Source organism: Cellulomonas fengjieae (assembly GCF_018388465.1).
GTDB classification, from domain to species: Bacteria; Actinomycetota; Actinomycetes; order Actinomycetales; family Cellulomonadaceae; genus Cellulomonas; species Cellulomonas fengjieae.
The window spans coordinates 3,693,930-3,712,741 of record NZ_CP074404.1 but is presented as its reverse complement, the minus strand read 5'-3'; the positions used below and the strand labels follow the sequence as shown (position 1 = coordinate 3,712,741).

At 74.2% G+C, this 18,812-nt stretch carries 20 protein-coding genes; 13 read left to right on the top strand and 7 right to left on the bottom strand.

The features are described from left to right. The first annotated feature begins 10 nt into the window (after positions 1-10). On the top strand, positions 11-250 hold the full coding sequence (locus KG102_RS17310) for a hypothetical protein (protein WP_208290253.1): 240 nt from the start codon (positions 11-13) through the stop codon (positions 248-250). Continuing rightward, entirely contained in the window at positions 247-1,758 is a 1,512-nt protein-coding gene (locus KG102_RS18935) for a thioesterase domain-containing protein (RefSeq protein ID WP_208290254.1), read from the top strand. Before KG102_RS17310 ends, KG102_RS18935 begins: the two co-directional genes overlap by 4 nt. On the opposite strand, the gene KG102_RS17300 is transcribed toward KG102_RS18935, so the two are convergent. Further along, entirely contained in the window at positions 1,748-2,155 is a 408-nt protein-coding gene (locus KG102_RS17300; protein ID WP_208213144.1) for a phage holin family protein, read from the bottom strand. The genes KG102_RS18935 and KG102_RS17300 overlap by 11 nt on opposite strands. A 41-nt stretch (positions 2,156-2,196) precedes the next feature. On the opposite strand from KG102_RS17300, the gene hisC reads away from it, so the two are divergent. The 5 genes from hisC to KG102_RS17275 all read left to right on the top strand — a co-directional run bounded on the left by hisC (position 2,197) and on the right by KG102_RS17275 (position 7,703). Continuing rightward, positions 2,197-3,264 carry a histidinol-phosphate transaminase gene (gene hisC / locus KG102_RS17295; protein WP_208290255.1) on the top strand — a complete coding sequence of 356 codons (1,068 nt, stop codon included), beginning with the start codon at positions 2,197-2,199 and terminating at the stop codon, positions 3,262-3,264. 161 nt (positions 3,265-3,425) lie between these two features. Next, positions 3,426-4,571 carry a pyruvate dehydrogenase (acetyl-transferring) E1 component subunit alpha gene (gene pdhA, locus KG102_RS17290; RefSeq protein WP_208213142.1) on the top strand — a complete coding sequence of 382 codons (1,146 nt, stop codon included), beginning with the start codon at positions 3,426-3,428 and terminating at the stop codon, positions 4,569-4,571. After that, a complete protein-coding gene (locus KG102_RS17285; RefSeq protein ID WP_208290256.1) occupies positions 4,568-5,554 on the top strand; it encodes an alpha-ketoacid dehydrogenase subunit beta in 987 nt (328 codons plus the stop codon). The genes pdhA and KG102_RS17285 overlap by 4 nt, the downstream gene beginning before the upstream one ends. 10 nt (positions 5,555-5,564) lie before the next feature. Beyond that, on the top strand, positions 5,565-7,022 hold the full coding sequence (locus KG102_RS17280; protein WP_208290257.1) for a dihydrolipoamide acetyltransferase family protein: 1,458 nt from the start codon (positions 5,565-5,567) through the stop codon (positions 7,020-7,022). 27 nt (positions 7,023-7,049) lie between these two features. Then, positions 7,050-7,703 (top strand): hypothetical protein, encoded by a 654-nt coding sequence (locus KG102_RS17275; RefSeq protein WP_208290258.1) that lies wholly within the window; start codon positions 7,050-7,052, stop codon positions 7,701-7,703. Positions 7,704-7,797: 94 nt separating this feature from the next. Here the strand turns inward: KG102_RS17275 and KG102_RS17270 are convergent, their stop codons facing one another. Then, positions 7,798-8,208 (bottom strand): hypothetical protein, encoded by a 411-nt coding sequence (locus KG102_RS17270; protein ID WP_208213138.1) that lies wholly within the window; start codon positions 8,206-8,208, stop codon positions 7,798-7,800. 3 nt (positions 8,209-8,211) lie between these two features. After that, positions 8,212-8,697, bottom strand: a complete 486-nt coding sequence (locus KG102_RS17265) for a QcrA and Rieske domain-containing protein (RefSeq protein ID WP_208290259.1) — start codon at positions 8,695-8,697, stop codon at positions 8,212-8,214. Positions 8,698-8,852: 155 nt separating this feature from the next. On the opposite strand from KG102_RS17265, the gene KG102_RS17260 reads away from it, so the two are divergent. From KG102_RS17260 to KG102_RS18875, 6 genes are all read left to right on the top strand, one after another. Beyond that, entirely contained in the window at positions 8,853-9,482 is a 630-nt protein-coding gene (locus tag KG102_RS17260; RefSeq protein WP_208213136.1) for a hypothetical protein, read from the top strand. Positions 9,483-9,507: 25 nt separating this feature from the next. Continuing rightward, positions 9,508-10,110: a copper resistance CopC family protein gene (locus tag KG102_RS17255; RefSeq protein WP_208290260.1), complete on the top strand. Its 603-nt coding sequence runs from the start codon at positions 9,508-9,510 to the stop codon at positions 10,108-10,110. 46 nt (positions 10,111-10,156) lie between these two features. Continuing rightward, a complete protein-coding gene (locus tag KG102_RS17250; RefSeq protein ID WP_307802856.1) occupies positions 10,157-12,250 on the top strand; it encodes a cytochrome c oxidase assembly protein in 2,094 nt (697 codons plus the stop codon). Positions 12,251-12,406: 156 nt separating this feature from the next. Beyond that, entirely contained in the window at positions 12,407-13,360 is a 954-nt protein-coding gene (locus KG102_RS17245; protein ID WP_208290261.1) for a PDDEXK family nuclease, read from the top strand. An 81-nt stretch (positions 13,361-13,441) separates the two neighbouring features. Continuing rightward, complete coding sequence (locus KG102_RS17240) at positions 13,442-15,505, top strand: S9 family peptidase (RefSeq protein ID WP_208290262.1); 2,064 nt, start codon at positions 13,442-13,444, stop codon at positions 15,503-15,505. A 92-nt stretch (positions 15,506-15,597) separates the two neighbouring features. Then, a complete protein-coding gene (locus KG102_RS18875) occupies positions 15,598-15,903 on the top strand; it encodes a DUF6458 family protein (protein ID WP_243885018.1) in 306 nt (101 codons plus the stop codon). A gap of 44 nt (positions 15,904-15,947) precedes the next feature. On the opposite strand, the gene KG102_RS17230 is transcribed toward KG102_RS18875, so the two are convergent. From KG102_RS17230 to KG102_RS17215, 4 genes are read right to left on the bottom strand one after another with little or no spacing between them, the layout of a single operon-like run. Then, positions 15,948-16,634: an anti-sigma factor gene (locus tag KG102_RS17230; RefSeq protein WP_249667384.1), complete on the bottom strand. Its 687-nt coding sequence runs from the start codon at positions 16,632-16,634 to the stop codon at positions 15,948-15,950. 7 nt (positions 16,635-16,641) lie between these two features. Beyond that, a complete protein-coding gene (locus KG102_RS17225; RefSeq protein ID WP_249667383.1) occupies positions 16,642-17,238 on the bottom strand; it encodes an RNA polymerase sigma factor in 597 nt (198 codons plus the stop codon). A gap of 38 nt (positions 17,239-17,276) precedes the next feature. After that, positions 17,277-17,963 (bottom strand): class F sortase, encoded by a 687-nt coding sequence (locus tag KG102_RS17220; protein WP_208290265.1) that lies wholly within the window; start codon positions 17,961-17,963, stop codon positions 17,277-17,279. Positions 17,964-17,971: 8 nt separating this feature from the next. After that, positions 17,972-18,808, bottom strand: coding sequence for a DUF4397 domain-containing protein (locus KG102_RS17215; RefSeq protein WP_208290266.1), 837 nt, complete (start codon positions 18,806-18,808; stop codon positions 17,972-17,974). Positions 18,809-18,812 lie beyond the last annotated feature (4 nt).

The following is an 18,812-nucleotide window of genomic DNA, read 5'->3' as shown; positions in this document are numbered from 1 at the left end:
GGTCCCGGACATGCAGATCGGACACGGGCTCCCTCTGGTGCTGCGCGCGCTGGACGACGTGGTGGCCGCCCACCGGGCCGTCGCCGCCGCGGGGCACGTCGCATGGCGGTCCCCCGCGGCGGACCGGTTCCGCACGGCCCTCGAGGAGGCTGACGCCGAGGTGCGGGCGGCTCAGGTCGCGGTCGAGCGGGCGGTGCAGCCCGTGGCGGCGGCCGACGCCGACGCCGAGACGGTCCTCGTCGGCCGGTGACGCAGGACACGAGCGCCACGGAGTGGGCCACTGGCTATCGCGTGGCGGGCGGGCCGGGACCCACGTCCGTCGACCTCGAGGAGCTGGCACAGGTCTGCCGGGTCCTGGAGCGCGCCGCGGACCGGCTCGATCAGGCCTCCTGGGCGCTGCTGCGGGCGGCACAGGCGTGCGACGCCCTGAGCCCGGCCGGCCTGGAGGCGCGGCGTGCCCTGGCGGCCGCGCGGGAGGGACGCGGCGCTCCGTGGCGCGTGGCCGAGCACCTGCGGCGGCTGGCCGCGGCGCTGCGGCGGGTGGTCGAGCTCTACACCCACGCGGAGTCGGTCGCGCACCGGGCGCTGCGCTGCGGTGTCGTGGCGGTGGCCGGCACGCTGGGGGAGATGCCGCTGGTGGCCGCGGCGGTCGGCGCCGCGGGGACGGGTCTCGCGGCGGTCGTCGGCGGGTGGGCCCTCGCGGGCAGCGTCTCGCGGTCGGTCCTGCTGCGCCGGCCCGACCCGATCGGGCGCGCCGTCGTCGGCGCCCTCGCCGCGGGCGCCCGGGACCTGCCGGGACGGCTCACGGCCGACGGTCGTGCGGAGCTCGAGATCCTGGCCGTCGGGGCGTTCGTCCGCGCGGCGCGGCCCGGACTGCAGATCCCGACGCTGCGACCGGTGCCGGGCGGCGCCAGGACGCTGTTCGGGCCGCTGCCACCCGCCGGACCGACCGCCCTGCTCGTGCGGGTGGATCCACCGCAGCTGCCGACGCCGCGCACGACGGCGGACGTGCTGGACAACGTGGCACTGAGCTACGACCGAGAGCCCACCCTGCGCACCCTGGGCATGCCGGAGGGCGTGCTCTCCGTGCAGCGGCTCACCCATCCGGACGGCACACGGGCGTGGGTGGTGGAGATCCCGGGCACGGAGACGTGGGACCTCAACGCGACGAACTCGATGGACCTGACGACCAACGGGCGGCTGCTCGGTGGCCTGCCCGATGATGTGACGGCCGCGGTGATCACGGCCATGCGGGTGTCCGGGATCGCGCCGGACGAGCCCGTCATGCTCGCGGGGCACAGCCAGGGCGGGATGGTGGCCATGTCGGTCGCCGCGGCGGTCAGCAGCGCGTACTCGGTGCGTGCGGTGGTGACCGTGGGTGCGCCCGACATCCCGCAGCCGGCGCCCGCGGGTGTGCAGGTGCGCCACTACCGGCACACCGAGGACCTCGTCCCGCAGCTGGACGGCACCCCGGACCGGCCGGCTGCCGGGGTCACGATCGTCACCAGGGACCTGGGCGCGACCGGTGGTCCGGCCGTGCCGTCCGTCGACGAGGCGCACGCGGTGGCCCGCTATGTCGAGACCGCCGTTCGGGCCGACCGGGAGCTGGCGGGCAGCCCCGGGATGCGCTCGTTCGACGCGGCTGCCGGCGACGTGCTCGGTCCTTCGGGGACGACCGCGGTGACGCGGCAGTTCGAGGTGACCCGCGACCCGGCGGTCGTCGCGGCCCAGCCGCCGCGGGTGCTGCCTAGTAGGTGATCTCGCGCGAGCGGCTGTCCGTACGGTCGTTCGACGTCAGCATCGACAGGACGAAGCTGACCACCGAGATGATGATCGCGCCCCAGCACGCCGTGCCGAAGTTGTCGATCCGCAGGCCCCAGCTGGTCGACTCGGTGATCCACGAGGTGAGCATGAGCATGAGGGCGTTCACGACGATGGTGAACAGCCCCAGCGTGAGGATGTACAGCGGGATCGAGATCAGCGCCACGATCGGCTTGACCACCGCGTTCACGATCCCGAACACCAGCGCGACCGCGAGGATGATGCCGATGTGCTGCAGGTCGGTCTCGCCGCCGACCACCTCGAGGCCGGGCAGCACCAGCGTCGCGAACCAGATGGCGACACCGTTGATGAGGACGCGAATCAGGAAGCCCATACGTCGACTATGGCACTCATCGGCGATGGCATGCTGACCCCGTGACTCGCGTCCCCCTGCGTCCGGCCCTGACAGACCTGCCCCCCTACGTCCCCGGGGCCCGTGTCCCGGTCGGGGCTGCCGCGTTCAAGCTGTCGTCCAACGAGAACCCGTACCCGCCGCTGCCGTCGGTGGTGCTCGCGATCTCCGACGCCGCCGAGGACGTCAACCGGTACCCCGACATGTACGCCACGGAGCTCACGGAGGCGATCGCCGCGTCGCTCGGCGTCACACCCGAGAACGTCGTGGCCGGCTGCGGTTCGGTGGCCGTGCTCGGCCACGTGCTGACCGCCGTGTGCCAGCCGGACGACGAGGTCGTGCTGCCGTGGCGCTCGTTCGAGGCGTACCCGATCGCGGTGACGCTCGCGGGCGCCCAGGGCGTGCGCGTGCCGGTGGGCGCCGACGGGCGGCTCGACCTGGAGGCGATGTCCGCGGCGATCACGCCGCGGACCAAGGCCGTGCTGGTGTGCACCCCCAACAACCCGACCGGCCCCGCCGTGCGCGCCGACGAGCTCGACGCGTTCCTGGCCGCGGTGCCCAAGGACGTGCTCGTGGTGCTCGACGAGGCCTACGTCGAGTTCGTGCGCGACCCGCAGGCCGCGGACGGCCTGGCGCTCTTCGCGCGGCACTCCAACGTGGTGCTCCTGCGGACGTTCTCCAAGGCGTTCGGCCTGGCGGGGCTGCGCGTCGGGTACGCGGTCGCCCGTCCCCGGCTCGCGTCAGGCATCCGCGCGGCGTCCACGCCGTTCGGCGTCTCCCACATCGGCCAGCTCGCCGCGCTCGCCTCGCTGCGTGCGACGCCGGAGCTGATGACCCGGGTGGAGGCGATCGTCGCCGAGCGCTCCCGGCTCCTGGCCGGCCTGCGCGCGCAGGGCTGGACCGTCCCGGACAGCGAGGCGAACTTCGTCTGGCTGCCCCTGGAGGACCAGGCCACGGCGTTCGCGGACCGCTGCGCGCGCGGGGGCGTGCTCGTCCGGCCGTTCCAGGGCGACGGCGTGCGGGTCAGCGTGGGAGAGCCCGAGGCGACCGACCTGCTGCTCGAGGTCGCGGCGGAGTGGCTGGCTCGCTGAGGCGTCGCTGCCGGGTGTAGACAGTCCACAAGTGCGTGGGGCGGAGGTTGTCGGGGTCCTTCGGGCGGAACCTACGGTGCCGTAGCCTACGCTGACGTAGGTTCGGGCTGCCGGCTCGGCACGACCGCGGCCCCAGCCGCTGCACCGCGAAGGAGAACCGTGTGGTCCCGAACGGCCCCCTGACCGACGACGGTCTCGTGCAGCTGCTGACCCCCGCGGGGCGGCGCACGGCCCACCCCGACTACGACCCCCGCGTCGCGCACCTCGACGCCGACGCCCTGCGCGCGCTGTACCGCGACATGGTGCTCGTCCGCCGGTTCGACTCCGAGGCCACCTCGCTGCAGCGCCAGGGCGAGCTGGCCCTGTACGCGCAGTGCCTCGGCCAGGAGGCCGCGCAGATCGGCTCCGGCCGCGCCCTCGCGCCGCAGGACCAGGTCTTCCCCAGCTACCGCGAGCACGGCGTCGCGTACACGCGTGGCGTGGACATGGCGGACGTGCTGCGGCTGTTCCGCGGCATCGACCACGGTGGCTGGGACCCGACGGCGTTCGGGTTCCACCTGTACACGCTGGTCATCGGCTCGCACACGCTGCACGCGACCGGATACGCGATGGGTGTCCAGCGCGACGGTGCGGTCGGCACCGGCGACCCCGCGCGGGACGCCGCCGTCGTGACGTACTTCGGGGACGGGTCCACGTCGCAGGGCGACGTGAACGAGGCGCTCGTGTTCGCGGCCGTGAACAACGCCCCGGTGGTCTTCTTCTGCCAGAACAACCAGTGGGCCATCTCCGAGCCCACCAGCCGGCAGTCGCGCGTCCCGCTGGCCGACCGCGGTCCCGGCTTCGGGGTGCCGAGCGTGCGGGTCGACGGCAACGACGTCCTCGCCACGTACGCCGTGACCGCCGAGGCGCTCGAGCGAGCGCGTTCCGGCGGCGGACCCACGTTCATCGAGGCGTTCACCTACCGGATGGGTGCGCACACGACCTCCGACGACCCGAGCCGGTACCGCTCGGCCGCCGAGGAGGAGTACTGGCGGCAGCGCGACCCGATCGACCGGCTCCGGCTGCACCTGGAGGACAGCGGCGAGCTGTCGCCGGAGTTCCTTGACGCGCTGGCCGCGGACGGCGAGGCGCTGGGTGAGCGCATCCGGACCGCGGTGCGCGCCATGGGCCGCCCGTCGGCCGCGTCCATGTTCGAGCACGTCTACGCGACGCCGAACTCCGTGGTGGAGTCCGAGCGCACGTGGTTCGAGGCGTACGAGGCCTCCTTCCTCGACGCCGGGCAGCACAGCGAGGGGACTCACCGATGACCACGATGACCTTCGCCAAGGCGATCAACCACGGGTTGCGCAAGGCGCTCGAGCAGAGCCCGAAGGTGCTGCTCATGGGCGAGGACATCGGCGCGCTGGGCGGTGTCTTCCGCGTCACCGACGGCCTGCAGAAGGACTTCGGCCAGGAGCGCGTCGTCGACACCCCGCTGGCCGAGTCGGGCATCGTCGGCACCGCGATCGGGCTGGCCCTGCGCGGCTATCGCCCGGTGTGCGAGATCCAGTTCGACGGGTTCATCTTCCCGGCGTTCGACCAGATCACGACGCAGCTGGCCAAGATGCACTACCGGTCGAGCGGTCGGCTGACCCTCCCGGTCGTCATCCGGGTGCCCTACGGCGGTGGCATCGGCGCCGTCGAGCACCACAGCGAGTCGCCCGAGGCCCTGTTCGCGCACACCGCCGGCCTGCGGGTGATCAGCCCGTCCAGCCCGGCCGAGGCCTTCACGATGATCCAGCAGGCGATCACCTCCCCGGACCCCGTGCTCTTCTTCGAGCCCAAGGGTCGCTACTGGGAGAAGGGCGAGGTGGACCTGGACGCCGCCGTCGACGCCCCGCACCCCGCCCTCGACACGGCGAAGGTGCTGCGCGACGGCACCGACCTCACGCTCGTCGCGTACGGGCCCACCGTCCAGACGGCCCTCAAGGCCGCCGAGACGGCCGCCGCCGAGGGCACCAGCATCGAGGTCGTCGACCTGCGGACCCTGTCCCCGCTCGACACCGCGACGGTGGCCGCGTCGGTCCGGCGGACCGGTCGCTGCGTCGTCGTGCACGAGGCCCCCGTCCTGTACGGGACGGGCGCCGAGGTGGCGGCGCGCATCACCGAGGAGTGCTTCTTCCACCTGGAGGCACCGGTCCTGCGCGTCGGCGGGTTCCACATGCCGTACCCGGTGGCCAAGATCGAGCACGACTACCTGCCCGGGCTCGACCGCGTGCTCGACGCGGTGGACCGCTCGCTGGCCTTCTGAGGAGACACCCGTGCCGATCTTCCAGCAGTTCCCCCTCCCGGATGCCGGCGAAGGCCTGACCGAGGCGGAGATCGTCGCCTGGCACGTCGCGGTCGGCGACACGGTCGAGGTCAACCAGACCATCGTCGAGATCGAGACGGCCAAGTCGCTGGTCGACCTGCCGAGCCCCTGGGCGGGCGTCGTGACGCGGCTGCTGGTGGAGCCGGGACGCACGGTGGACGTGGGGATCCCGATCATCGAGATCGACACCGACCCCACGGGAGCGGACCCGGCCGCGGAGCCCACCGCGGCACCGGACGCGGCCCCGGCGACGGGTGCGATCGAGCACGGGCACCGCGGCCGGGGCAACCGGCACGCGGGCGTCGAGCCGGGCGGTTCCGACGAGATCGCAGCGGCCCGCGCGGCAGGCCCCACCGCTCCCGAGCCCGCCGCGCGCGAGGCCGTGCTCGTCGGCTACGGGCTCGCCGAGGCGAGCACGGGCCGCCGCGGCCGGACCACCGACGGCTCGACGTCCGCGCCCGCCGCGCCCCAGGCGTCGCCCGCGCCCCGCGACACCGCGAGCCGGCACGCGCTGGCCAAGCCGCCCGTGCGCAAGCTGGCCCGCGAGCTGGGCGTCGACCTGGACTCGATCTCGGCGACCGGCCCCGGGGGGATCGTCACGCGCGAGGACGTGCTCGGACACGCGGCCCAGGCCGAGGCCCGCACGCTGGCCACCTACCCCGGCGACGACGCACCCTGGCTCGCCAGCGGCACGGTCTCCGCGGACGGCCGCCAGACCCGCGTCCCGGTGAAGTCGGTGCGCAAGCGGACCGCCGAGGCGATGGTCGCCAGCGCGTTCACCGCCCCGCACGTCACCGTGTTCCACACGGTGGACGTCACCAAGACCATGAAGCTGGTCGAGCGGCTGCGCGCCGACCGGGAGTTCGCCGACGTCCGCGTGACGCCGCTGCTCATCGCCGCCAAGGCGCTCATGCTCGCCGTGCGCCGGCACCCGGACGTCAACGCCAGCTGGGACGAGGCGTCGCAGGAGATCGTCTACAAGCACTACATCAACCTCGGCATCGCGGCGTCGACCCCGCGCGGCCTGGTGGTGCCCAACATCAAGGACGCCCACCGGCTCTCGCTCAAGGAGCTGGCGAGCGCGTTGGCCGACCTCACGGCGACCGCCCGCGCGGGTCGGACGTCACCCGCGGACATGTCCGACGGCACGATCACGATCACCAACGTCGGGGTGTTCGGCATCGACACCGGCACGCCGATCCTCAACCCGGGCGAGGCGGCGATCCTCGCGTTCGGCGCCATCCGGGAGCAGCCCTGGGTGCACAAGGGCAAGATCAAGATCCGTCACGTCACACAGCTGGCCCTGAGCGTCGACCACCGCCTGGTCGACGGGGCGCTCGGCTCGCAGGTGCTGGCCGACGTCGCCCGCGTGCTGCACGACCCGTCGCACGGGCTGGTGTGGGGCTGAGCCGCCCCGCCGTGTGAGACTCGCGGCATGATCCGGACCGTGACCGCGCACGACGACCTCGAGCTCGAACGGGTCGGCTACGAGCGCGGCGCGGTCCTGCTGCCGTCCGCGGGCAGGCCCGACGCGCACCGCTACCGCGTCGACACGGCCGGCCCCCTGGTGGCCGACGGCCTGGTGCTGCTGGAGGAGAGCCCCGGCTCCTACCGGTTCCTCGACAGCAACCGCGTGCCCCTGACGGTCCGCGACCTGCGACGCTTCCGCATCCTCGTGAAGCTCGCCGAGGCGACGCCGTCCGACCGCGTGCCGGCCGGCGTGACCGTGCAGCCGGGTTCGGCGGAGCTCGTCGACCTGCGCGACGACGCCCTCGACAACGGCCTGCTCGACGGCGTGGACTTCGCGGTGGGCGCTGTCGGCTCGGCGCTCGACGGGGAGTGCATCACGTTCGACGACGGCCCGGACGGGTTCGTCGTGGGGTACCGGGACGCCGGCACCACGAGCAGGCTGTTCGCCTCCCGGTCGTTCGCGCAGGCGCGGGCCGTGTTCCTCGACGAGGCGTGCTGGCTCGGTGCCGAGCGGGGCCGGGGCACGTACGTGGGCCGCGAGCAGGCCGTCGGCACGGAGGGCTGGACGTCGGTGCAGGTGGTGAGCGCGTACGCGCGACGGCTGCTCGACGGCGCCTGACGGCTCGCGGCGCGGACTGCACACCCGGGCGTCGAGCCCGGGCCGGATGATCCTGGACGGCGAACCGCTGCCCCTGGACTGACGAGGACAGGGACTAGCGGCTGGGGACCGGGACCGCCGCTCGGCGTTCTACGACGAGGGCCGCGACGCCGAGCACGATCGCGGCGATCTCGGAGATCGCCGACAGCCACACCGGGATGCCCACCCACTGCTCGTGCACCCCGAAGAAGCCGCCCGGCGTGGTCGAGATGAGGAACGCGGCAAGCGTCGCGACCCCGAACCCGACAGCGCCGAGCAGCGGCAGCCAGTGCCGCCAGACCAGCACCAGCACCCCGAGGACCAGTCCGGCCACGCCGTTGAGCAGGAACGCCGGGCCGACGACCTCGAGGGTGTTCATCCCGTCGGCCCACAGGTCGAGGTGCACGACCGCGTTGAGCATGACGCACGCGGACAGGAGCGCGCGCAGGACGTCGGAGGCCGCCTGGGTGCCGGTGTGCCAGCTCATCGCTCAGGCCTTCCCGGGCAGCACGGCGCCCTCGCTCACGTGCACGTCGACGGTCGGGAGGGGCTCGTCCGCGGGCCCGGACACGTTCGCGCCGGTGAGGTCGAACACCGAGGTGTGGCACGGGCACAGCAGCTCCTCGCCGTCCGGGACGACGGTGCAGCCCTTGTGCGGGCACACCGCCGACAGCGCGACCACGGTGCCCTCCTCCGGCTGCAGCAGGAGGATCGGCTTGCCGTCCGCGCCGGTCGCGGAGATCGCGCCGCCCACGGGGATGTCGGCGACCTGGGCCAGCGCACCGCCGGCCGAGGACGACCCGCCGGAGGACGACCCGCCCGACGACCCGCCGCCCGGGCCCTCCTGGCCCCCGCAGGCGGCCAGCACACCGGCGGCGGCGACGCCCATGGTGACCAGGCCGGCCCGGACCAGCACCTCCCGCCGTTCCAGGCAGCCGTCGCAGGTGTGGGGGGTGGTGAGGGCTGGCGCGGACATCTGTACCTCCGGGTCGCGGCTCGTGGCTGACACCTCTGTCACGGTGCCGGGGGCGTCGAGGTTCACCCACCGGCCGCACAAGTTAGCTCGGGAGCGACCGCATAAACGCTTCGGCACGACTGCCCGGGTCGGGCCACGACGGTTAGCGTGTCGGCGTGCCCTTGCCTGCGACCGGTCCGCTGCGCCTCGCGCGCGCCGCCGTGGTCGCGGCCGTCACGGTCGCGCTCGCGGCCCTCGCGCACGTGCTCGCGGGCGGGTCGCTGCCGCCGTTCGTCGTCGTGGTGAGCCTCGCCGCGGTCGTCCTGGCGGCGGCCGTGGTGCTCACCGGCCGCCGCGTCGGCCCGGTCGGGGCGGTCGCGCTCCTCGGGGTCGGTCAGCTCGCGGTGCACTCGGTGTTCAGCCTGGTCACGTCGATGGCGTGCCTGCCTGCGGCGACGCTCGCCGGTCACCAGCACCATCCGGGCATGGCGATGCCGTCGCAGGCCGCCTGCGCGGCCGACCCGGCGCTCGCGCAGCCCGTGCTGGGCGTGTCCGCGATGCTCCTGCTGCACGCGGTCGCGACCCTCGTCGTCGCCCTCGTCGTCGTCGGTACCGACCGAGCGCTGTGGTGGCTCGCCGCGTGGCTGCGCCCGCTCGTCGGCGGTCCCGCACCGGTCGTCGTCGTCCCCCGCCCGTCGCTGCCGGCGCCGGCCGAGGTCCCCGGGCCCGTCACCACCCGGTGGCGGGACGTCGTGCCCCTGCGTGGCCCACCTGCGTGGCGTTCGCCCGTGCTGCCCCCGCGCTGACCACCCACGACCCCAGGGATCCGCCATGCCCACCCGCCCCGCCCGGCTGCCCGCCGTCCTGCTCGCCCTGCTCGCCCTGCTCGCCGTGGTGCTCGCCGCGCCCCCCGCCCAGGCGCACACCGTGCTGCAGGGCACCGACCCCGCGGCCGGCTCCACGGTCCCGTTCGTGCCGGAGACCGTGACGCTGACGTTCAACGAACCCGTGCTCGCGGTCGGGACGCAGATCATGGTGCACACGGCCGACGACACCATGGTGAACGTCGGCCCGCCCGTGCTCGTCGGCAACACCGTCTCCCAGGCCGTCACCGGTGAGCTCCCGGCGGGGCAGTACACCGTGCTGTACCGCGTCACGTCCGCCGACGGGCACCCCGTCGAGGGCGAGTTCGAGTTCACCGCCGCGGACGCCACGTCGTACGGCGTCGCGACGCCCGCGCCGACGACGAGCCCGTCGCCCACGGTGTCCCCGACGACGCCGATGACGCCGTCCCCGACGCCGACGACGCCGCCGACCACCGAGGGGCCGACCGCGGGGATCTCGGCGACCACTCTCGTCGGCGGCGTCGCCGTCCTGGTGGTCGCGGCCGGTGTCGTGGCGTGGCTGCTGCTGAGGCGGCGTCCCGCACAGTGACCGACGGCATGTCGAGCCGGGTCCCGCAGCGACCTACGCTGGTCGGGTGACTGCGCAGGTGACCAGCGCCGGCCGTACGGGTGCCGGTGGAGCGGGGGACGACACGCGTCGACCCCCCGGGCCGTGGCGCGTCGTCGTCCTCGTGCTCGCCGCCGTCGCCGCCGCACTGCTCGGTGTCGCCTTCTCGGGGGCCGCGCTCCCGGCGGTGCTCGGCGACGCCGGCGCGGCCGTCCGCTGGGGCCTGCCCGCCACCGAGGTCCTCAACGAGCTGGCGGCGTCGGTGACGCTCGGCGCGCTCGTGCTCGCGGTGTGCGTCCTCCCGCGCCGGGCCGCGGTCGCGTCCACCCGCACCGCGCGCGTCGGTGTCGGCACCGCGGACGGGCGGGCCTACCCGCGCAGCACCGTCCTGGCGGGCGTCGCCGCCGGCGTCTGGACCCTGCTGTCGATCGTGCACCTGGTCCTCACGTACGCGAACGTCGCCGGACGCCCGCTCGACTCGCCGTCCTTCGGCTCGGAGCTCGGCGTCTTCGTCACGCAGATCGACCTGGGCCGCACGCTGCTGCTCATCACCACCGTGGCCGCGGTCGTCACCGCGCTGGCCCTGGTGGTCACGACGCCGACCGGCGCCGCGTGGACCGCCGCGCTCGTGCTCGTCGCGCTCTGGCAGCAAGCGCAGCTCGGGCACGCCGCGGGGGCCGCCGGCCACGACATCGCGACGTCGTCGATGGTGGTCCACCTGGTGGGTGCCGCCGTCTGGATCGGGGCGCTCGCGGCGCTCGCCGTGCTCGTCCGGCGGATCGGCACCGACCTGTCCGCCTCCGTCGCGCGGTACTCGGCGATCGCCGGCTGGTGCTTCGTCGCCGTGGCGGTCTCCGGGCTGGTCAACGGCCTGCTGCGCACCAACGGCTGGGCCGACCTGACCAGCGCGTACGGCGTCCTGCTCCTGACCAAGGTGGCCTTGTTCGTCGTCCTCGGGCTGCTCGGGCTGGCCCACCGCAGAGCCGTGGTGCCGCGGCTGGCCGACCGCACGAGCGACTGGCTGTTCTGGCGGCTCGTGCTCGTCGAGCTGACCGTGATGGGCGCGGTCTCCGGTGTCGCGGTCGCGCTCGGGGAGACGGCGCCGCCCGTCCCCGAGGAGGTGCCGCTGGACCAGTCGCCCGCGTACCAGCTCACCGGGCACCCGCTGCCGGCCGAGCCGACGCCGCTGCGCTGGCTCACGGAGTGGCGCTGGGACCTCGTGCTCGCCTTCGCGGCGGTCGCCGGCCTGGTCGTCTACTGGCGCTGGGTGCTGCGGCTGCGGCGGCGGGGCGACTCGTGGTCGTGGGCGCGGACGGCGTCGTGGACCGTCGGCATGCTGCTGTTCTTCTGGGCCACCAACGGTGGGCCCGCGCTGTTCGGGCACGTCCTGTTCAGCGCGCACATGGTCCAGCACATGGTGCTCGCCATGGTCGTCCCCGTGTTCCTCGCGCTGTCCGCGCCGATCACGCTGGCGCTGCGGGCCCTGCCCATCCGCTCGACGCAGCTGCGCGAGGACGCCTCCCGCGGCCCACGCGAGTGGATCCTCACGATCGTCGACAGCCGCGTCGGCCACTTCCTGGCCAACCCGGTCGTCGCCGCCGTGAACTTCATCGGGTCGATGATGCTCTTCTACTACTCCGGGCTGTTCGAGTGGTCGCTGCGCAGCCCGGTCGGGCACCTGGCGATGGTCGTGCACTTCACCGCCGCCGGGTACCTGTTCGTGAACGCCCTGGTGGGCATCGACCCCGGCCCGCGCCGGCTGCCGTACCCGCAGCGACTGCTCCTGCTGTTCGCGACGATGGTGTTCCACGCCTTCTTCGGCGTGACGCTGGTGTCCGGTGACGTGCTCCTGGTGGCCGACTGGTTCGGGCTCATGGGTCGCCCCTGGGGCCCGTCGGCGATCGCCGACCAGCAGCTCGGCGGCGCCATCACGTGGGCCATCGGGGAGATCCCGACCCTGGCGCTCGCCGTCGGCGTGGCCCTCGCCTGGTCGCGCGACGACGACCGGGTCGCCCGGCGCCGCGACCGGCGGGTGGACCGCGACGGTGACGTGGAGATGGACGACTACAACGCGATGCTCGCGTCGCTGGCCGAGCGCGAGACCCCCGGCCCGCGCGCCTGACGAGCCGGTCACGGCTTCTCCCACAGGTGTGGACAACCCTGTGACAAGCGGCGCCGACGCGCGCCGACCCGCCCACAGCCACGGCGCCGGCAGCACCGGCCCGCCGACCGGCCGGGGCGCCGGTGCCCGGCGTCGGCGGTCGGCTGTCCTGTGCACGTGCGCGTCGCCGAGCCGGTTCCCCGATCGCTCCTGACCCTGGCGTCCCGCCAGGAGGACCTGCTCTCGGCTGCGCAGCTCTCGGCGGGCGGCGTGGGCGTGGACCGACGCGCGCGCCTGGGCAGAGCCGGCGCGCTGCAGCGGGTGACCCACGGCGTGTTCGACGTCGCACCCGGACGGGATCGCCGCCGGGATGCCGGCCACCGGCGTCGTCGCAGCGCTTGGGTCGCGTTGCTCGCCTACGGTCCGGACTCGATCGCGGTGGGGTCGTGCGCGCTCGCGCTGCTCGGGGTCGCGGGGTTGCCCCTGGACATCTCGCCCGAGGTGGCGCTGCCGGACGGTCGGTTCGGGCGCAGCCGGGACGGGATCCGCGTCCGACAGCTGGTCGAGCCGGCCGCCGGCACGTTCGCCGGCCACGGGATCTCGAGCCTGAGCTCGGCACTCGTCCAGGCGCTCCCCGAGCTGCCGCGCGCGAACGCGGTCGCCGTCCTCGACGACTGCCTGCGACGGGGGTTCCAGACACCCGGCGGGCTCGGTGACCTCCGCCGTCGACTGCGAGGTCGGCGTGGGAGTGCGGGTCTGGTGAGCCAGGTGTTCGACCGCGTGGACGCGCGTGCCGAGTCGCCGCTCGAGACGTTCGCGCGGCTGCAGTGCGTTGATGCGGGGATCGCGCCGGACGAGCTGCAGGTCGAGATCCGCACGTCGGGCGGCAGGTTCCTCGGGCGAGGTGACCTGGGTTGGCGGCTCGAGGACGGCCGTTGGTTGATCGCGGAGATCGACGGCCGCGAGTTCCACGACACCCCCGCGGCGCTGCTCGAGGACCGACGACGCCAGAACGACATGGTCACCGCGGGCTCCGCGCAGGTGCTCCGCTTCACGGCGGCGGACATCGCCACCGGCACCGCGATCCCGGCCGCCGTCCGCGCAGCCCTCGGTCGGTCGAGAACAACATGAGCCGCGTATCGCCCGGTCAGAACGCGACCCATGTTGTTCTCGACCCCCCGCTAGCGCTGCGGAAGGTGATAGGACGGGCGCATGACCTCGACGCCCTTCCATGACCTCGACGAGTACGTCGCCCTTCCTCGGCTCAGCGGCCTCGTGCTGTCCCCCGACGGCAGCCGCCTGGTGACGAGCGTCGCGACGCTCGACGCCAAGAGGACGAAGTTCGTGACCGCCCTGTGGGAGGTCGACCCGACCGGCGAGAAGCCCGCGCGGCGCCTGACCCGCAGCGCGAAGGGTGAGTCGAGCGCGGCGTTCACGCCCGGCGGCGACCTCCTGTTCACCAGTGCCCGGCCCGACCCGGACGGCAAGGCGGCCGACGACGACGAGCCCGTGCCGGCCCTGTGGCTGATGCCCGGCGACGGAGCGGAGGCGCGCATCGTGGCGCACCGCGCGGCGGGCCTGGGCGCCGTGCACGTGGCCAAGGACGCCGACGTGCTGCTGATCGGCTCGGACGTCCTGCCCAGCGCCACCGACGCCGAGACGGACGAGAAGCTGCGCAAGGCCCGCAAGGAGAAGAAGGTCCAGGCGATCCTGCACGACGGCTATCCCGTCCGGTACTGGGACCACGACCTCGGCCCGGAGTCGCCGCACCTGTTCGTCGCGCAGGTCGGCGCGGACGTCGTCGCGCCGCTCGCCGGGGCGCAGGACCCCCGGCTCACCCTGACGGACGTGACCCCGGAGGCGGGGTCGGCGCTCGTGGAGCAGTCGGCGGCGATCAGCCCCGACGGCCGCACGGTGGTCACCGGCTGGAACCTGCCCCTGGCCCGCGGCGCGCAGCGCGGCCGGCTGGTCGCGATCGACGTGGCGTCGGGGGAGCACCGCGTGCTCGTCGACGACCCGGAGGCCGAGGCCTGGTCGCCGGTGGTCTCCCCGGACGGTCGTTGGGTGGCGTTCGGCCGCGAGACCCTGTCGACGCCGCACGAGGCACCCCGGGTGACGCTGCAGCTGGTCCCGCTGGCCGGGGGCGAGCCCCGCACGCTCGTCGAGAGCTGGGACCGGTGGCCGCAGCACCCCGTCTGGCTGCCCGACGGCACGGGTCTGCTGGTCACGGCCGACGACGACGGTCGCAGCCCGGTGTTCCGGATCGACGTGGAGTCGGACGAGGTCACGCGGCTGACCAGCGACGACGCCACGTTCACCGACGTGTCGGTCAGCCCGGACGGGTCGGTCGCGTTCGCGCTGCGCACGTCGTACGAGGCCCCGGCCCACCCGGTGCGGATCGACCTGACGACGGGCGAGACGACGCCGCTGATCAGCCCCGTCGCGACGCCGGAGCTACCCGGCACGCTCACCGAGATCGAGACGACGACGCAGGACGGCCGCCGCGTGCGCGCCTGGCTGGCGCTGCCCCGGACCGAGGAGAAGGCGCCGCTGCTCCTGTGGATCCACGGCGGGCCCCTCGGCTCGTGGAACGCCTGGTCGTGGCGGTGGAACCCGTGGATCCTCGTGGCGCGGGGGTACGCCGTGCTGCTGCCCGACCCCGCGCTGTCGACCGGCTACGGACAGGACTTCGTCCAGGCGGGCTGGGGGGCCTGGGGCGCGGCGCCGTACACCGACCTGATGGCCATCACCGACGTGGCCGAGGCGCGCGACGACATCGACGAGACCCGTACCGCGGCGATGGGCGGGTCGTTCGGCGGGTACATGGCCAACTGGGTGGCGGGGCACACCGACCGGTTCCAGGCCGTCGTCACGCACGCCAGCCTGTGGGCGCTCGACCAGTTCGGCCCGACGACCGACGCGGCCTACTACTGGGAGCGCGAGATGACCGCCGAGATGGCGCTGGAGAACTCGCCGCACCGGTTCGTCGACAAGATCGTGACGCCCATGCTGGTCATCCACGGCGACCGCGACTACCGGGTCCCCATCGGTGAGGGCCTGCGCCTCTGGTACGAGCTGCTGGCCAAGAGCGGTCTGCCCGCCGACGAGGACGGGAGGTCGCCGCACCGCTTCCTGTACTTCCCGGACGAGAACCACTGGGTCCTCAGCCCGCAGCACGCGATCGTCTGGTACCAGGTGGTCGAGGCGTTCCTCGCGGAGCACGTCCTCGGCCGGACGGGTGAGAACGCACCCGTTTATCCCGAGATCCTGGGGTAGTTACCCCTCTCGACGTGCGCGCTCGCCCCGTCGGCACCAGACTCGCGGGTCGAGGCCGGGCGACCCACGCACGGCGCGACGGAAGGACCGACATGGGTATCGGAGGCGGAATCGCCCTCATCGTCATCGGAGCGATCCTCTCGTTCGGCGTCAGCGACGCCATCGACGGGGTCAACCTGACGGCGATCGGCTACATCTGCATGGGTGCCGGAGTCATCGCGCTGATCCTGGCGATCGTGCTCAACAACCAGCGGAGCAACACCTCGCACACGGCCGTTGTCGAGCAGCGCACCACCCCGAACGCGCCCCCGGCCCAGGCCGCACCCCCGGCGCAGGCCGCGCCCGTGCAGCAGGCGCCGGTCCAGCAGCAGCCGCCGGCCGCGCCGCCCGCCGTCTGACGCAGCACGACGGGAACGCCCCCTCCTTCGGGAGGGGGCGTTTCTCATGCCTCCAGCGGGCCGCGCACGATCGACTCGCCGGAGTGCGCGGGGTCGCCGTCGAACTGCTCCTCGGAGACGTCGACCACCGAGAACTCGTCGAGGTCGAGACCCTCGGGCAGGTCGAACCGGCCGGAGGAGCCGGCCAGGGTGCCGACGCTGACCAGCCCGCTGACGTCCGGGGTGAGCAGCCAGACCTCGCGGAAGCCGTCGTCGGACGTCTGCGCGGTGTCGAGGTCCAGGACCAGCACACGGCTGCCGTCGGACCGGGTCTCGACGACCGCCGACCCGGTGGCGTCCCAGCCCGGGAGCGGGTCGAGCACAGCGGTCGCGACCACGGTCACCGGCTCGTCCCGGGACGCCGCCCACCAGGCTCCGCCGCCGCCGACGACCACGCCCACCGCTGCGGCGGCGGCGACCCAGCGCCAGGCCCGGGGCTGTGCGCGCCGGGAGTCGAGGTCCACGACCGCGGGGGGTGTCCCGAGCCCGAGCTCGGCGGCCACCCGGTCCCAGACCTCGGGTGCGGGCGGGACCAGGGGGCCGTCCGCGGCGCTGGAGCGCGCGAGCTCGGCCACGTCGGCCAGGGCGTCCAGCTCGTCGGTGCACCGCCGGCACTCGCGCAGGTGCGCGAGCTCCGACGCCGACCCGGCAGGCTCGCCGAGGGCGAGGAGCGCGATCACGTCGTCGTCCACGTGGGACTCATCGAACGGCACCATCCACCTCCCATCGGGTCCGCAGCCGGGCGAGACTACGCCGCACGTGGCTCTTCACCGTGCCGAGCGGCAGGTCCAGGCGGTTGGCGATCTGGTCGTGCGTGAGGTCGTCGAAGAACGCGAGCCGCAGGATCGTGCGCTGCGGGTCGCCGAGCCGGTCCAGCTCGTCGGCCACGACCACCCGGTCCACGACGCGGACGTCGACGGACGGGGTGGGCGTCTCCGTGGCGTCGGCCACCGACCTGTCCCGCAGCCGCCGGTCGCGCGCGCGCCTCTCGTGCGCGTCGGCGACCGCGTGCCGTGTGATGCCGAGCAGCCAGGCGGGCAGGCGCGACCGCTCGGGGTCGAACCGCTGCCGGCTGCGCCACGCGTCGACGAACACCTGCTGCGTGACGTCCTCCGCGTCGGTGACGCTGCCGAGCGAGCGGAGCGCGACGGTGTGCACGAGCGCCGACCAGCGGCGGTAGGCCTCCGCGATCGCGGTCTCGTCACCCTGCGCGAACGCGGCGCCGAGCTCCTCGACGCCCTCGCCGTCGGGGTGGGCGCGGGCAGGTCCGGCAGCGCCGGGCCCGAGAGCGCTCACGGACGGCTCCTCACTCATCGGCAGCACCAGTGTCACGGCTAGCCACCGATCGGCTCGGCTGTGACGACCACATTGTCCGTATAGTGCCCGATGTCGCGCCGGAACGTGCCGCCGCAGGTCACGAGGACGAGCCGGGGTGCCCCCGACCGGTCGAACCACTGGTCCACGGGAGCCCCGTCCTTGGGCACCTTCTCCACGGTGACCACCCGGTACTCGTGCGCCACCCCGTCGGCGGTCGTCACCGTCACCGTGGCGCCCACGGCGACGTCGAGGAGCCGGGCGAACTGCCCGATCCCGGTCTGCACGCTGTCCACGTGCGCGGCCACGACGGTCGCCCCGGCCGGGTCGGCGGGGGCCGGACCGAACCGGTACCAGCCGGCCCGGTTCGCGTCCTCGGGGATCTCCATCTCGCCGTCGTCCCGCACCCCGACGGGGTCGACGGCCATGTCGATGCCCACGTCCGGCACGGCGAGCCGCACCGGCGCGGGGGCCGCCGGTGCGGGTTCCTGCGCCCCCAGGGTCGCGTCGCGGACGGGGACCTGCGGGCCGGTTGCGGTCGGCTCGGCGGTGGGCTCGGCAGCCGTCGAGGTCGGGGATGGCGACGGGGCGGTCGCCGGGGCGGTGGTGCACGCGGCCAGCACGGCGGACAGCACGATGACTGCGAGCGCGTGCGCAGAGGCCCGAGCCGGCGCGAACGCCGACCCGGGCCTCTGCGTGCCGCTCATGTGCAGGATCAGCTCCGCTGCGTGGCTGCGCGGCGAGCGACGCCGAACCCGGCGAGCCCGGCGACGAGCAGCGCGGCGATCGCGAACGTCCACGCGGACGACCCGTCGTCGGACACGAGCCCGACCTCACCGGCGTTCACCCCGGCCGGGCTGCTGTGCAGCCCCTCGATGGTCTGCGTGGCCACCGCGAGGGTCGACGGCGTCGCCGTCGCGTTGCCCCAGGCGTAGACGATCGTGCTGGTGCCCTCGACGACCGGCACGTCGACCGGCCCGAGCAGCGCCGGTGTCGTCGTGCCTGCCGCCGTGATGCTCGCGGGTACCGTGCCGGCGGGCAGGTTCAGCACCTGCTCGTTCGGGTTGGTGAGGTTGGTGATCACCGGCGTGCTGCCGGCGAGCACGTCGACCGCCGGGGCGGCCGCGACGTGCCGGACCGTCAGCCGGCCCTCGCCCGCCGCCGTCGGCGCGATGTCGTTGGTGAACAGCGTCGCGGTCGGCGCGCCCGCGGCGTCGAGGTGGGCGACGGCCGTGTAGTTGCTGCCGTTCGAGAGCGCGAGGTCGACCGGGCCGATGGCCGGGGAGCTGGCGTCGGCTGCGTCCGCCGCGGTGATCGCGACCGAGTAGGTCCCGGCGGGCAGCTCCAGCGGTCCGGCCAGCGAGCCGGGCGTGAAGTCGTCGAGCGTGCGCTCGCCGTTGACCCAGACGTCGACCGTCAGGTCGGGGACGCCGTGCAGGACCGACAGCAGGGCGGCGTTCGGCGAGGACGGCGCCGCCGAGGCGGGGACCGCGGCGAGGCCGACGAGGGCGAGGGTTCCGGCGGCGATGCCGGAGACGAGACGTGCGCGCATGGTG